The sequence below is a fragment of the Stenotrophomonas sp. SMYL86 genome, assembly GCF_036320025.1.
GTDB classification, from domain to species: domain Bacteria; phylum Pseudomonadota; class Gammaproteobacteria; order Xanthomonadales; family Xanthomonadaceae; genus Stenotrophomonas; species Stenotrophomonas maltophilia_A.
In genome coordinates, this window is record NZ_JAWIRU010000027.1 from 32,700 (window position 1) to 46,225 (window position 13,526).

Below are 13,526 nucleotides of genomic sequence, written 5' to 3' on the forward strand. Positions count from 1 at the left end.
CGGTAGTGCCGGCCGCTGGCCGGCAATCCAGAGCATAGCCGAGTTCGCGAGGTTGCCGGCCAGCGGCCGGCACCACCCCAGGCAACCGGCAGTAGAGCCAGGCCATGCCTGGCTGCAGGTTCGCGAGGTTGCCGGCCAGCGGCCGGCACTACCCTCAGGCAACTGTCAGTAGAGCCAGGCCATGCCTGGCTGCAGGTTCGCGAGGTTGCCGGCCAGCGGCCGGCACTACCCCAGGCAACCGTCAGTAGAGCCAGGCCATGCCTGGCTGCAGGTTCGCGAGGTTGCCGGCCAGCGGCCGGCACTACCCCCAGGCAACCGGCAGTAGAGCCAGGCCATGCCTGGCTGCAGGTTCGCGAGGTTGCCGGCCAGCGGCCGGCAGTACCGCATTCAGAACGCCCCCAGCCAGACCGGCGGGGGGCGCAGGGCATCAGTCGACGCTGATCCCGGCCAGGCGCTGCAGCGCCTCGGCGTACTTGGCGCGGGTGCGCTCGATGATCTCGGCCGGGATGGTCGGGCCCGGGGCGGTCTTGCCCCAGTCCAGCGTCTCCAGGTAATCGCGCACGAACTGCTTGTCGTAGCTCGGCGGGCTGGTGCCCACTTCGTACTCGTCGGCCGGCCAGTAACGCGAGGAATCCGGCGTCAGCATCTCGTCCATGATGTACAGGCGACCATCGGCGTCGGTACCGAACTCGAACTTGGTATCGGCCAGGATGATGCCGCGCTCGCGGGCGTACTCGGCGGCGAACTTGTAGATGCGCAGGGTGGCATCGCGCACGCGCTCGGCCATCTCGGCACCGACCTGCTTCACCATCGCATCGAAATCGATGTTCTCGTCATGGTCGCCCACGGCGGCCTTGGTCGAGGGGGTGAAGATCGGCTCGGGCAGCTGCTCGGCCTGGCGCAGGCCGTCGGGCAGGTCGATGCCGCTGACCTTGCCGGTGCGCTGGTAGTCCTTCCAGCCGCTGCCGATCAGGTAGCCGCGGGCGATCGCTTCCACCGGCACCGGCTTCAGCTTGCGGGTGACCACCGCGCGCTTGGCGTACAGGGCCGGGTCCACGCCTTCGGGCAGCACGCTGGCCACGTCGATGCCGGTCAGGTGGTTGGGCATCAGGTGCGCGGTCTTGGCGAACCAGAAGTTGGAGACCTGGCAGAGCATCTCGCCCTTGCCCGGGATCGGGTCGGGCAGGACCACGTCGAACGCCGACAGGCGATCGGTGGCCACCATCAGCAGGTAGTCGCCCGGCGGGGTCCCTGCTGGCAGCCGCTCGCGCGGGATATCGAACACATCACGCACCTTGCCGCGATGGCGCAAGGGCAGGCCGGGGAGATCGGATTGCAACAGCGTGGTTGGCACGGGCACTCCTGGGGCGTTGTCGATACGGCTGCTGCCCAACGGACCCGGCGGGCCCGCTGACCAGCGGGCGGCCTAGTGTAAAGCCGTCCGGGCCCGCTGTGACGTAAAATGAGCGTCCATTTCGTCGGCCGACCCCGGAGCGCCATGCGCTGGTACGGAAAACTGCTCGGATTCATCGCCGGCGCCCTGCTGTTCCGGCCCAATCCGCTGTTTGGCGCGGTGGTCGGCCTGTTGATCGGCCATGCCTTCGATTCGGACTGGTTCCGCCTGAACAAGGAGAACCCGTACCGGGAGCTGGGGCTGACCTCCGAGGCCACCGATGCCGAGGTCGAGCGCGCCTACCGCAGGCTGATCTCGCAGTACCACCCCGACAAGCTTGGCGGCGCCGCCCCCGAGCTGCAGCAGCAGGCCGAGCAGAAGTCGCGGCGGATCAATGCCGCCTACGACCGCATCAAGACCCTGCGCAAGCGCTGACCCTCTTTCCTACCGTTGCAAGGCCCGGCCATGTCCAACTGCCTCATCGCCCCCTCCATCCTGTCCGCCAACTTCGCCCGCCTCGGCGAGGAAGTCGACAACGTCCTCGCCGCCGGCGCGGACTGGGTCCACTTCGACGTGATGGACAACCACTACGTGCCGAACCTGACCATCGGCCCGATGGTCTGCCAGGCGCTGCGCAAGCATGGCGTGACCGCGCCGATCGACGTGCACCTGATGGTCGAGCCGGTGGACCGCATCATCCCGGACTTCGCCGAAGCCGGTGCCACCTACATCAGCTTCCACCCGGAAGCGAGCCGCCACGTGCACCGCACCATCCAGCTGATCCGCTCGCTGGGCTGCAAGCCGGGCATCGTGCTCAATCCGGCCACCCCGGTGGACATCCTCGACTGGGTGCTGGACGACCTGGATCTGGTGCTGCTGATGTCGGTCAACCCGGGCTTTGGCGGCCAGGCCTTCATTCCCTCGGCGCTGGACAAGCTGCGCGTGGTGCGCAAGATGATCGATGCCAGCGGCAAGGACATCCGCCTGGAGATCGACGGCGGCGTGAAGGCCGACAACATCGGCGAGATCGCCGCTGCCGGTGCCGACACCTTCGTTGCCGGTTCGGCCATCTTCAACGCCAAGACCAGCTACCAGGACGTGATCGCGCAGATGCGCGCGAATGTCGCTGCGGCACGCTGACAAAAAAGGGACGGAGGGGATTAAGCTCGCCTGATTCCCTCCGTCTCCCTTTTCCGCCCATGGCTCTGTTGAACATCCGTCCGGCCACTGTGGCCGATGCCGGCCTGATCCTGCATTTCATCCGCGAACTGGCCATCTACGAGAAGGCCGAGCATTCGGTGCAGACCGATGAGATCGGCATCGCCGAGAGCTTGTTCGGTGCCGATGCCACGGCGCGCGCGCTGATCTGCGAAGCCGACGGCGAGCCCATTGGTTACGCCGTGTATTTCTACAACTACTCCACCTGGTTGGGCTGCAAGGGCATCTACCTGGAAGACCTGTATGTCAGCCAGGAAAAGCGCGGCGCAGGCGCCGGCAAGGCGCTGCTGAAGTACATCGCACGCCAGGCCGTGGCCGAGGGTTGCGGTCGTTTCGAATGGTCGGTGCTGGACTGGAATACCCCGGCCATCGAGTTCTACACCGCCGCTGGCGCCACGCCGCAGGACGAGTGGACCGTGTACCGGCTGCAGGGCCAGGCATTGCACGATTTCGCCAACGGTTGAGGCGAAGTGCATCCACGCATGGCGTGGATCTACCCACCGGGTGGGTGCGAACCGCAACCCGGTGTGTGCGAACCGCAACCCGGTGGGTGCGAACCTTGGTTCGCACTCCCTACGCACCAAAAAAAAGCCACGCCAATCACTGGCGTGGCCTCGCTGCATGCGTGGGAGGCTGATCCTGCCTCCATCCGTCGTCCCTGCTATGGCCTTCCATTCTCCAGCAGCTGAATGACACCTGCGTGACATTCACTGCGGACAAACGGCGCATTGCTAGCCTGTGCCACCCCCGTCCTGGAAGCACCGCATGACCACCCCGCGCTGGCGCCTGATCCTCAACGGAAAATCCGCAGGCAATGACGAGCTGCGCGACGCGGTCGGTCATTGGCGTGGGCAGGGCGTGCAGCTGGAAGTGCGGGTGACCTGGGAAGACGGTGACGCCGAACGCTACGTGGCCGAGGCGATCGATCATGGCGTGGACGTGATCGTGGCCGCCGGTGGCGACGGCACGCTCAGCGCGGTGGCCGAGACACTGGCGCATCGTGAGGAGCCGGCAGATGCGTTGCCCTCGCTGGCGCTGATCCCGATGGGGACCGCCAACGACTTCGCGACTGCGGCCGGCATCCCGACCGAGCCGAAGGCGGCCTTGGCCTTGATCGGGCAGGCCACGCCGCATGCCATCGATCTGCTGCGCGTGGACGCCGATGGCACGCAATGGTGGTGCGCCAACCTCGCCAGCGGTGGCTTCGGCACGCAGGTGACAGTGGAGACCGATGCCGGCCTGAAGAAGATGCTGGGCGGGCTGGCCTACGTGATCACCGGCATTGCCAAGCTGGGGCGGATCGAGCCGATCCATGCGCGCCTGTCGGGCCCGGATTTCGCGTGGGAAGGCGACTTCATCGCGCTCGGCATCGGCAATGGCCGCCAGGCCGGTGGTGGCCAGCAATTGTGCCCGCAGGCGCTGATCGATGATGGGCAGCTGGACGTGACGGTGCTTCCGGAGCTGGAAGGTGAAGTCACCGCCACGCTCGGCCAGATGCTGAAGTCGGGCACCCAGGCCGCACTGGAACAGCTGGCAACGCGCGCGCGCCTGCCGTGGCTGCAGGTGGAATCCGAGCGTCCGTTGACGCTCAACCTGGACGGCGAACCGGTACAGGCGCGCCAGTTCCGCATCGCGTGCGTGCCGGGCAGGGTGCGGATGCACCTGCCCGTGGGCTGTGCCCTGTTGTCCGAGCCGCGCTGAGCCGGACCGGAAGTCCTACAACGGGGGGATGTCCTGCTCCTTCGCCGGGAACCCGAATGCTTCACGCTTCTCGCGGATGTACTGCGGCAGCGGCGGCCGGGCAATGCCGTGATCGATCAGCCACTGCTGGCACTTCTTCTGCCAGGGCAGCAGGTCCGGTGTGGTGATTTCCCAGTAGATGGCTTCGACCATGGCCATCCGATCGGGCGCGCCTGGTTGCGCCGATGACGGCGATGCAATCGTGGGGTCCGCACCATGCTCAAGCAGCCAGTAAGCCTGCTCGAAGCCGCCACGGCCGGTGTACCAGCTGAGAACGGTATCGGCCTGGCCGATGTTGGATTCGTTGACGTGCGCGCCTCGCTCCACCAGCAGCTGGATGTTCTTCCACAGGTTGCCGGAAATGAAAGCCTGGAACAGCAGCGTTTCGGTATTGGAGGTGCGCGTGTCCGGGTCGCCGCCATGATCCAGCAGCAGGGCCAGGTAGCGCGGATCGTCCATCTTCGCGGCATAGACCATGGCGTTGTTGTGGCGGAACGTCTCGCCGTCCAGCGTTTCAATACGCCGTGCATTCGGGTCGGCGCCGTTGTCGAGCATCGCGCGCAGGCCTTCCAGGTTCTGTGCGCGCAACGGCCACGCGATGAGCGGAATGCCATCCTGCTTCGAGAACTCCTTGTCGGGGTTCACGCCTTCGGTCTTGATCAGGCGCGTGATCGTCGCTGCATCACCCTGTTCGGCGGCGATGGCCAGTTCAAGTGCCTTGCCCTCGAAATAGCGCTCCGCGCCATGTGAAGACGTGCGCGCGCAGGCGCTCAGCAGCATCAGCAGCATCAGCGCCAGGCAGGAAAATGGCGTAAAGGAACTGTGAGGGTGACGGTGCATGTGATCCCTTGACATGGACGCGTTCGGGGGATGATAGCGTTGGCTGTGGTCATTCCAGCAGGTCCTGGATGACCGTGTCTTCACTGATGAGCAATGGAGTCTGCCATGAGCGGTCACGATCCCGAGCAGCAGGAACGCCTGTTGCAGGCCCGCGCCAAGAGCGTTCAGGCGCAGCAGCACCTGGTCGAGCAACTGCAGGGAGGTGGACATGCCGCCGAGGCGGCGCGCTTGCGCGAGACCTATCACGCCCGCGAGCTGGGTTCGCTTGCTGATGATGTGTATGCCTCGGCAAAGGGCAAAGGTGAGCCGCCGGTCGGGTGGACGCGCGCCAGTGCCGTGACCGACCCGGACACGCTCAAAGCGGCGGGCATCAGCCTGGGAGCGGCCGACCTGAAGAAGCTGATGCGGCCGAACGACTCGGGTTTTCGCGCAGAGATCTACATTCCGGACAAAAGGGTGTTCGGTGATGACGCCAAGCCTGTGCTGGTGTTCAAGGGCTCAACGGGCGAAATCATCGATCCCCGGGCGAAAGGCGGGCGGCGTGAGTCCGGAGGCGAGGATTTCCTCAACAATGGACGCCAGGGCGTAGGCATGCAGAGCGACTACTACGATCGGGCCATGGCACTGGCGAGTCGCTTGAAGACCTCTGGTACCCAGTTTGAACTCGCCGGTCATTCGCTTGGCGGCGGCATGGCCTCTGCCGCTTCGGCGGTTACCGGTGTACGTGCGACCACCTTCAATTCGGCGGGGCTGCATCCGGCCACCGCCGATCGCTACGCGAAATCCCAGGGATTGCCGGTGTTCAACACGCGCGACACGGTGCACACCTACCAGACGTCGGGTGAAGTGCTCAACGATGTGCAGAACGGATTGAAGCGGCTCAACGAGCATCACCGGCAGGGCTTTGGCCTGTTGGCCAGCGAGACCAGCCAGCTGCTGCGTCAGCCCGGCGTGCAGCAGATGGTTACCCGCAAGCTGCAGGAGATGATGCCGGCGGGTGCGCAGACGGCCACGGCCCAGCTGGTTGACCAGCTGGCGTCGAAATCCGGGGCAGAGGCATTGCGCAATGTTCCGGTGGCCGCGGGCAGGATGGAACTGTTGCTGGACGCCAAGACCGAAGTGAACGGAAAGGTGGTGGATCGCCGCCATCGAGAAGCGCCAAGCCAGCTTGCCGAATACGGTGGCCCGCTGGCCGAGGTGCTGATCGCAGGTGCGCGCGGCATGCGTGCCGGACGGGTTGCCGGTGAACATGTCGAGCAGGTCGGCGCGCTGGCGGGCCGGGGCATGAGCTTGTCCGGCGTGGCCGTCGAGCGTGCGTCGACCCTGCAGGGAAATGCGATCGGCACCGTGGTCGACTACGGTGGCAAGAGCATGCGGGTGGGCATCGAAGGCGGTGCGACGGTCATTGCCAAGGGTCGCGAGCTGCAGGGTCTGGTCGAATCGGTCAGCCACCGCGTGCAGGCCAAGGGCAGTTACGGCTGGAACATCGGGGCCAGCGTGCTGGGTGCGCTCGGTGCCGACGACATGGCCAGACAGATGCGTGAGCACGGTGACGCGGCGCGCAATCAACACGAGACCAAGGCCCGTGAAGCCACCCGTGAAGCGGCGGCGGATGCCGGCCGCATCCGCGCCGGCGGCCATCATCTGGGCGGCCAGCTGCAGCAGGGCGTGCATGGCATGGCCAATGGGCTGCGTAACGGCTATGCCGTGTACGGTGCGACTTTCCACATGGGCATGAACTGGAGCAGCCATCAGATCACCGGGCTGACCTCGCAGGCGCCGGCCGTGCTGGCCGGCACCGTCGGGCTGGGCGCGATGGCCAACAAGGGCATTGCCACGCACCTGCCCACGCCGGCACTGCCGCAGAACCTGGTCAACCTGGCCAAGACGTCGTGGGTGATCGGGCGCGGCAGTGCGACCATGGGGGAGTCGGTGGACCGGCATGGCATGAGCGAGACGATGAACCCCAGTCTCGACGCGGCAATCGCGAGCCAGGAGGCGGCCGCGCGCAAGCTGCTTGGACGGCCGCATGCGCAGCTGCAGGAGGGGGGCGCGAAGATACCCGCGCTGAACGATCCGGGGCACATCGATTTCCATCTGTTCAAGGGCGCGCAGACCGGCGTGCACGGCCTCGATGTGGCACATGGCCGCATCCCGAACCTGCAGAGCGATCAGCTGGCCGGGGCGTTGGCTGCGCAGGCCAAGCGCGAAGGGTTGCAGGCCATCTCCCATGTGCTGCTCAGTGACGACCGCACGCGGGCATTCGCGATCGACACCCCGGATCTGCAGGCGGCCCACCGCCGACATGCGCATGTGGACGTGGCGGCCGGCATGGCCCAGCCGCTGGCCGTGAGCACGGCGCAGGTTGACGCCCTGAACACCGGTCGCGAACAGGCGACGGCAGCCGGACTGGCCCAGCAACAGGGGCTGGAGGCCCAGGAGAACGCCCGGCGGATGGGCTAATGGCCGAATGAACCGCGACGCCGCGACGGGGTTCCCCTCCCGCCCCGGCTGCGATACAGTCAAGGGGTGTCCAGCCTGACGACCCCGCATACCCTTTCTTCCGCACGCCGTTGGTGGCGATGGTGGCCCGTTGCCGTCGTCCGCCCCCATAACGCTGTGTCCCGGAAGGAAAGTCGTCTTGAACTCGCACGCTCAGTTTCAGCTGCAGGCCGCTGAAGGCCACACCCATATTCCCGTCGTCCGTGAAGTGCTGTCCGACCTGGACACGCCGCTTTCGGTCTATCTGAAGCTCGCCGACGGCCCCAATACCTACCTGTTTGAATCCGTCGAAGGCGGCGAGCGCTTTGGTCGTTACTCGATCATCGGCCTGCCGGCGCGCCGCGTGTACGCCTTCCACGGCCACACGCTGACCGTGCGCGAGGACGGCCAGGTGGTGGACACCCGCGAGGTGGCCGACCCGTTCGCTGAAGTCGAGGCGCTGCGCAGCGCCCACTCGGTGCCGAAGCTGGAAGGCCTGCCGGGCTTCACCGGCGGCCTGGTCGGCTGGTTCGGTTTCGAGTGCATCGGCTACATCGAACCGCGCCTGGCTCCGCCGGCCGGCCGCGACGAGCTGGGCACGCCGGACATCCTGCTGCTGGACTCCAACGAGCTGGCGGTGTTCGACAACCTCAAGGGCCGGCTGTACCTGATCGTGCATGCCGACCCGCGTGTCGAGGGTGCCTTCGAGCAGGCCCAGGCGCGCCTGGATGCACTGACCGCCAAGCTGCGCGCGCCGGGTGCTGGTTATCCCGCACCGCTCAACAGCGATGTGCTGGACGAGTCCGATTTCGTCTCCGGTTTCACCCGCGAAGGCTTCGTCGATGCGGTCCAGCGCAGCAAGGAATACATCCGTGCCGGCGACATCTTCCAGGTGGTGCTGAGCCAGCGCCTGAGCGTGCCGTTCAAGGCGCGCCCGGTGGATGTGTACCGTGCGCTGCGTGCACTGAACCCGTCGCCCTACATGTATTTCCTCGATGTCGGCGACCTGCAGGTGGTCGGTTCCTCGCCGGAAATCCTGGTGCGTTTGCAGGATGGCGAAGTGACGGTGCGCCCGATCGCTGGCACCCGGCCGCGCGGTGCCACTTTCGAACAGGACCTGGCGCTGGAAGCCGAGCTGCTGGCCGATCCGAAGGAGCGCGCCGAGCACCTGATGCTGATCGACCTCGGCCGTAACGATGCCGGTCGCGTGTCCAAGGCCGGCACCGTGGAAGTGGGCGAGCAGTTCGTGATCGAGCGCTACAGCCACGTCATGCACATCGTCAGCGAAGTGACCGGGCAGCTGCAGCCGGGCCTGAGCTATGCCGACGTGCTGCGTGCCACCTTCCCGGCCGGCACGGTCAGCGGTGCGCCGAAGATCCGCGCGCTGGAAGTGATCCGCGAGCTGGAACCGATCAAGCGCAATGTCTACGCCGGCAGCATCGGCTACATCGGCTGGCACGGCGATGCCGATACCGCGATCGCGATCCGCACCGCCGTGATCAAGGACGGCCGCCTGTATGTGCAGGCCGGCGCCGGCATCGTCTACGACTCGGACCCGGACAAGGAATGGGACGAGACGATGAACAAGGGCCGCGCGCTGTTCCGCGCCGTCGCCCAGGCCGCCAAGGGCCTGTGAAGTTCCCCGTGCCGTGGCCTGCGCCGCGGCACCCTCCGCTGTTCCCATTCAAGACAAGGAGTACCGCATGAAGCTGCTGAGCGCATTGCTGTGGTCGTCACTGCTGGCCACGATGGCCCCGTCTGCGTGGGCGCAGGCCAACACCATTCCCTCGCAGCCGCATCTGCTGGTGAAGGGCGAGGCGCGCCGCGAGGTGATGCCTGACCGGTTCGGCCTGCAGTTGAACATCGAAGAGACCGACATGGACGCAGATGCGGCGCGGCGCCGCGTGCAGGACAACGTTGCCCGCGCGCTGGCGCTGTTCAAGCAGAACAAGGCGGTGGAGGGCAGCGTGCGTGCGGACAACCTGCGGATCGGCCCGGCGACGCGCTATGAGCAGAACCGGCAGGTCTTCATCGGCACCCGCGTGTCGCGCCAGCTGCGTGCCAGCTTCGCCAGCGTGAAGGCGATGCAGGACGTGCTGGGCGCGCTGAAGGCCAACGAGAACGTGCAGGTCAGCAGCGTGGCCCCGACCTACTCGGGTGAAGTGGCGCTGCGACGTGAACTCAAGGGCGAGGCCGCGGCCAAGACCCGCGAGTCCGCGCAGGGGCTGGCCAAGGCCTATGGAACGAAAGTGCGCGGCCTGTACAGCATCTCCGACGTGGCGCCGGACTTCGCCTACGGCATCCAGGCCGGGCAATGGCCGCAGCCGGGCGAGGATGGTGAGTATCTGGACAGGATCTCGGTGACCGGCAGCTATGCACCGGCCTCGGCACCTGCGCCCGGTGCACCGGAGTCCATTGAAGCCGGCCCCATCACCTACACCGAAAACGTATACGCCATTTTCCTGATAAGCGACGGAACCTGACCATGTTGTGGATGATCGACAACTACGACAGCTTCACCTACAACCTCGTGCAGTACCTGCAGACGCTGGGCGCCGAGGTGAAGGTGGTGCGCAACGATGCGATGAGCGTGGACGAGATCGCCGCGCAGAAGCCCGAACGCATCGTCATCTCGCCCGGCCCGTGCACGCCCAACGAAGCGGGCGTGTCGCTGGAGCTGATCCAGCGCCTGGGCCCGACCACGCCGATCCTTGGCGTGTGCCTGGGCCACCAGGGCATCGGCCAGGTCTACGGCGGTACGGTCATCCGCGCCGGCAACATCATGCATGGCAAGACCTCGCCCATCCGCCATCAAGGCAAGGGCGTGTTCGCCGGCCTGCCGGACCGTTACCAGGCCACCCGCTACCACTCGCTGGTGGTGGACAAGAACAGCCTGCCCGAGGTGCTGGAAGTGACCGCCTGGACCGAGAACGACGACGGCTCGATCGAAGAGATCATGGGCCTGCGCCACCGCCAGTTCCCGGTGGAGGGCGTTCAGTTCCACCCCGAATCCATCCTCACCGAACACGGCCATGCCCTGCTGCGCAATTTCCTGCAGCGTCCGGCCGCCTGATCCCAGGAGCATTCCCATGAGCTTCTCCCCCCAGGAAGCCCTGCAACGCACCATCGAGCACCGCGAAATCTTCTTCGACGAAATGGTCGACCTGATGCGGCAGATCATGCGCGGCGATGTCTCGCCGATGATGACTGCCGCCATCCTCACCGGCCTGCGCGTGAAGAAGGAAACCATCGACGAGATCGCCGCTGCGGCCACGGTCATGCGTGAATTCGCGCTGGCGGTGCCGGTGGCCGATACCACCCACTTGGTCGACATCGTCGGCACCGGCGGCGATGGCTCGCACACCTTCAACATCTCCACCTGCGCGATGTTCGTCGCCGCTGCGGCCGGTGCGCGCGTGGCCAAACATGGCAACCGCAGCGTGTCGTCCAAGTCCGGCAGCGCCGATGCAGTCGAAGCACTGGGCGCGGCCATCGAGCTGCAGCCGGCGCAGGTCGCCGCGGCCATCGAACAGACCGGCATCGGTTTCATGTTCGCGCCGATCCATCACCCGTCAATGAAGGTCGTCGCGCCGGTCCGCCGCGAGATGGGTGTACGTACCATCTTCAACATCCTTGGCCCGCTGACCAACCCGGCCAGCGCACCGTCGGTGCTGATGGGCGTGTTTCACCCGGATTTAGTGGGTATCCAGGCACGCGTGCTGCGCGAGCTGGGCACCGAGCGCGCCATGGTGGTCTGGGGCCGCGACAACATGGACGAGATCTCGCTGGGCGCCGGTACCCTGGTGGGCGAGCTGCGCGACGGCAAGGTACGCGAGTACGAGATCCACCCGGAAGACTTCGGCATCGCGATGTCGGCCAGCCGCAACCTGCGCGTGGATGGCCCGGAGCAGTCCATTGCCATGCTGCACGCGGTGCTGGACAACCAGCCCGGTCCGGCGCTGGACATCGTGGCCCTGAACGCCGGCGCGGCGCTGTACGTGGCCGGCGTGGCCAGCGACATCGGCGACGGCCTGGCCCGTGCCCGTGCCGCCATCGCCAACGGCAGCGCCCGCCAGCGCCTGCAGCAGTATGTAGAGACCACCCGCGCGCTGGTTGCCTGAGCGCGCGGTTCAGCCTGACCCTCTTGATGGCCGATAATGGCCGTCCTCACCGCCCCCGCACTGAATCGAAGACGATGAGCGACATCCTGCAGACGATCCTGGCCCGCAAGGCCGAAGAAGTGGCCCAGCGCCGTGCCCAGCGTCCCCTCGAGGACCTGCAGGCCGCCGTGGCCAGCGCCCCGCCGGTACGTGGCTTCGTGCGCGCGCTGCAGGCGGCAGTGGCCAACGGCGATCCGGCGGTGATCGCCGAGGTGAAGAAGGCCAGCCCGTCCAAGGGTGTGATCCGCCCGGATTTCCGCCCGGCCGACATCGCCGTCAGCTATGAGTTCGGCGGCGCCAGCTGCCTGTCGGTGCTGACCGATGTGGACTTCTTCCAGGGCGCCGACGCCTACCTGCAGCAGGCTCGCGAGGCCTGCACGCTGCCGGTGCTGCGCAAGGACTTCGTGATCGACGCCTACCAGGTGTACGAGGCGCGTGTGCTGGGCGCCGACTGCATCCTGCTGATCGTCGCCGCGCTGGACGACACGCAGTTGGCCACGCTGTCCGAGCTGGCGATGTCGCTGGGCATGGACGTACTGGTGGAAGTGCACGACATCGACGAGCTGGAGCGTGCGCTGCAGGTACCGGCACCGATGATCGGCATCAACAACCGCAACCTGCGCACCTTCGAGGTGTCGCTGCAGACCACGCTGGACATGCAGAAGGCGGTGCCGCGCGATCGCCTGCTGGTCACCGAGAGCGGCATCCTCGGTCCGCAGGACGTGGCGCTGATGCGCGATGCCGGCATCCACTCGTTCCTGGTGGGCGAAGCCTTCATGCGCGTGGAAGAGCCGGGCGAGGGCCTGCGTCAGCTATTCTTCGCGGCATGAAAACGCACTATCCGACGCCGCGCGACGATGCGCCGCTGGTGGTCTTCGATTTCGACCACACCCTCTACGACGGCGATTCGGGTACTCACCTGTTCGCTTCGCTGATCAAGCGCAACCCGCTGCGCATGCTGGCGGCGCTGCTGGTCACGCCGATCGCCGGGCCGATGGTGGCGCTGCTGCCGACCCGCCGTACCGGCATTTCGGTCTATGTGTGGATCGGCAGCTTCGGCCTGCACCGTGCGCGCGATTTCAACAAGGTGATCGACGCCTATGTGCTGCGCAACGAGGCGCAGATGCGCGCCAAGCTGCTGCCACAGGCGCTGGAGGTGTTCGCCGCGCACCGGGCCAAGGGTGACCGCGTGGTGGTTGCCACGGGCGCGCCACCAGAGCTGGCACGCGCGATCCTGGCCTTCGTCGCCCACCAGGACGTACCGGTGATCGGCACCGAGGTCGGCCCGCGGCTGGGCGGCGTCGGCCCGACCCGCCACTGCCACAACGAAGAGAAGATGCGCATGCTGCGCGAGCGCGGCTACGGCGACATCGACATCGCGTATTCCGACAGTACTGCCGACCTGCCGCTGCTGCTGGCCGCCAAGGCGCCGGTGGTGGTGAACCCGAAGCCGAGCCGCGTGGACTTCTTCCGCCGCGTGCTGCCGGCCGGCACCCGCATCCTCAACTGGGGCTGCGTGGACCGCGGCGGTGACAAGGCGTAACGCGCGGAATCCGCCGGGGATGGGATGACGGAGTGCCGGGCTGCGACCCGGTAGTGGGGGGGGGGGGGGGGGGGGGGGGGGGGGGGGGGGGGGGGGGGGGGGGGGGGGGGGGGGGGGGGGGGGGGGCGGGGGGGCGCGGGGGCGGCGGGGG

13 protein-coding genes are annotated in these 13,526 nt (G+C 66.9%); 11 read left to right on the forward strand and 2 right to left on the reverse strand.

The window, feature by feature from the left end; all coding sequences use genetic code 11:
• Window positions 1-427 precede the first annotated feature (427 nt).
• Window positions 428-1,354: a phosphoribosylaminoimidazolesuccinocarboxamide synthase gene (locus V3B64_RS20460; RefSeq protein ID WP_032127159.1), complete on the reverse strand. Its 927-nt coding sequence runs from the start codon at window positions 1,352-1,354 to the stop codon at window positions 428-430.
• Window positions 1,355-1,498: 144 nt separating this feature from the next.
• Between V3B64_RS20460 and V3B64_RS20465 the strand changes: the two genes are divergently transcribed.
• From V3B64_RS20465 to yegS, 4 genes are all read left to right on the forward strand, one after another.
• A complete protein-coding gene (locus tag V3B64_RS20465; protein WP_014038745.1) occupies window positions 1,499-1,828 on the forward strand; it encodes a DnaJ domain-containing protein in 330 nt (109 codons plus the stop codon).
• Between the two features lie 30 nt (window positions 1,829-1,858).
• Window positions 1,859-2,533 carry a ribulose-phosphate 3-epimerase gene (gene rpe, locus V3B64_RS20470; RefSeq protein WP_032127160.1) on the forward strand — a complete coding sequence of 225 codons (675 nt, stop codon included), beginning with the start codon at window positions 1,859-1,861 and terminating at the stop codon, window positions 2,531-2,533.
• A gap of 59 nt (window positions 2,534-2,592) precedes the next feature.
• Window positions 2,593-3,075, forward strand: coding sequence for a GNAT family N-acetyltransferase (locus tag V3B64_RS20475; RefSeq protein WP_329914845.1), 483 nt, complete (start codon window positions 2,593-2,595; stop codon window positions 3,073-3,075).
• Window positions 3,076-3,376: 301 nt separating this feature from the next.
• On the forward strand, window positions 3,377-4,312 hold the full coding sequence (gene yegS, locus V3B64_RS20480) for a lipid kinase YegS (protein ID WP_032127162.1): 936 nt from the start codon (window positions 3,377-3,379) through the stop codon (window positions 4,310-4,312).
• Window positions 4,313-4,327: 15 nt separating this feature from the next.
• Here yegS and V3B64_RS20485 read toward each other — a convergent pair whose 3' ends face one another.
• A complete protein-coding gene (locus tag V3B64_RS20485) occupies window positions 4,328-5,191 on the reverse strand; it encodes an ankyrin repeat domain-containing protein (RefSeq protein WP_230080636.1) in 864 nt (287 codons plus the stop codon).
• 105 nt (window positions 5,192-5,296) lie between these two features.
• Here V3B64_RS20485 and V3B64_RS20490 point away from each other — a divergent pair, with 105 nt between their 5' ends.
• The 7 genes from V3B64_RS20490 to V3B64_RS20520 all read left to right on the forward strand — a co-directional run bounded on the left by V3B64_RS20490 (window position 5,297) and on the right by V3B64_RS20520 (window position 13,375).
• On the forward strand, window positions 5,297-7,654 hold the full coding sequence (locus V3B64_RS20490; RefSeq protein WP_329914847.1) for an XVIPCD domain-containing protein: 2,358 nt from the start codon (window positions 5,297-5,299) through the stop codon (window positions 7,652-7,654).
• 178 nt (window positions 7,655-7,832) lie between these two features.
• Window positions 7,833-9,308: an anthranilate synthase component I gene (trpE, locus tag V3B64_RS20495; protein WP_329914848.1), complete on the forward strand. Its 1,476-nt coding sequence runs from the start codon at window positions 7,833-7,835 to the stop codon at window positions 9,306-9,308.
• Between the two features lie 67 nt (window positions 9,309-9,375).
• A complete protein-coding gene (locus V3B64_RS20500) occupies window positions 9,376-10,155 on the forward strand; it encodes an SIMPL domain-containing protein (RefSeq protein ID WP_329914850.1) in 780 nt (259 codons plus the stop codon).
• 2 nt (window positions 10,156-10,157) lie between these two features.
• Window positions 10,158-10,745 carry an aminodeoxychorismate/anthranilate synthase component II gene (locus tag V3B64_RS20505; protein ID WP_049401668.1) on the forward strand — a complete coding sequence of 196 codons (588 nt, stop codon included), beginning with the start codon at window positions 10,158-10,160 and terminating at the stop codon, window positions 10,743-10,745.
• 16 nt (window positions 10,746-10,761) lie between these two features.
• Window positions 10,762-11,793, forward strand: coding sequence for an anthranilate phosphoribosyltransferase (gene trpD, locus V3B64_RS20510; protein WP_121504234.1), 1,032 nt, complete (start codon window positions 10,762-10,764; stop codon window positions 11,791-11,793).
• Between the two features lie 74 nt (window positions 11,794-11,867).
• Window positions 11,868-12,662: an indole-3-glycerol phosphate synthase TrpC gene (gene trpC / locus V3B64_RS20515; protein WP_049401666.1), complete on the forward strand. Its 795-nt coding sequence runs from the start codon at window positions 11,868-11,870 to the stop codon at window positions 12,660-12,662.
• Window positions 12,659-13,375 (forward strand): haloacid dehalogenase-like hydrolase, encoded by a 717-nt coding sequence (locus tag V3B64_RS20520; protein ID WP_329914852.1) that lies wholly within the window; start codon window positions 12,659-12,661, stop codon window positions 13,373-13,375. The genes trpC and V3B64_RS20520 overlap by 4 nt, the downstream gene beginning before the upstream one ends.
• Window positions 13,376-13,526 lie beyond the last annotated feature (151 nt).

Coding starts and splice junctions, on each gene's coding strand:
- yegS (WP_032127162.1), top strand. CDS start 3,377: ATGACCACCCCGCGCTGGCGCCTGATCCTCAACGGAAAATCCGCAGGC.
- trpD (WP_121504234.1), top strand. CDS start 10,762: ATGAGCTTCTCCCCCCAGGAAGCCCTGCAACGCACCATCGAGCACCGC.
- trpC (WP_049401666.1), top strand. CDS start 11,868: ATGAGCGACATCCTGCAGACGATCCTGGCCCGCAAGGCCGAAGAAGTG.
- V3B64_RS20475 (WP_329914845.1), top strand. CDS start 2,593: ATGGCTCTGTTGAACATCCGTCCGGCCACTGTGGCCGATGCCGGCCTG.
- V3B64_RS20485 (WP_230080636.1), bottom strand. CDS start 5,191: ATGCACCGTCACCCTCACAGTTCCTTTACGCCATTTTCCTGCCTGGCG.
- V3B64_RS20465 (WP_014038745.1), top strand. CDS start 1,499: ATGCGCTGGTACGGAAAACTGCTCGGATTCATCGCCGGCGCCCTGCTG.
- V3B64_RS20500 (WP_329914850.1), top strand. CDS start 9,376: ATGAAGCTGCTGAGCGCATTGCTGTGGTCGTCACTGCTGGCCACGATG.
- rpe (WP_032127160.1), top strand. CDS start 1,859: ATGTCCAACTGCCTCATCGCCCCCTCCATCCTGTCCGCCAACTTCGCC.
- V3B64_RS20490 (WP_329914847.1), top strand. CDS start 5,297: ATGAGCGGTCACGATCCCGAGCAGCAGGAACGCCTGTTGCAGGCCCGC.
- V3B64_RS20520 (WP_329914852.1), top strand. CDS start 12,659: ATGAAAACGCACTATCCGACGCCGCGCGACGATGCGCCGCTGGTGGTC.
- V3B64_RS20505 (WP_049401668.1), top strand. CDS start 10,158: ATGTTGTGGATGATCGACAACTACGACAGCTTCACCTACAACCTCGTG.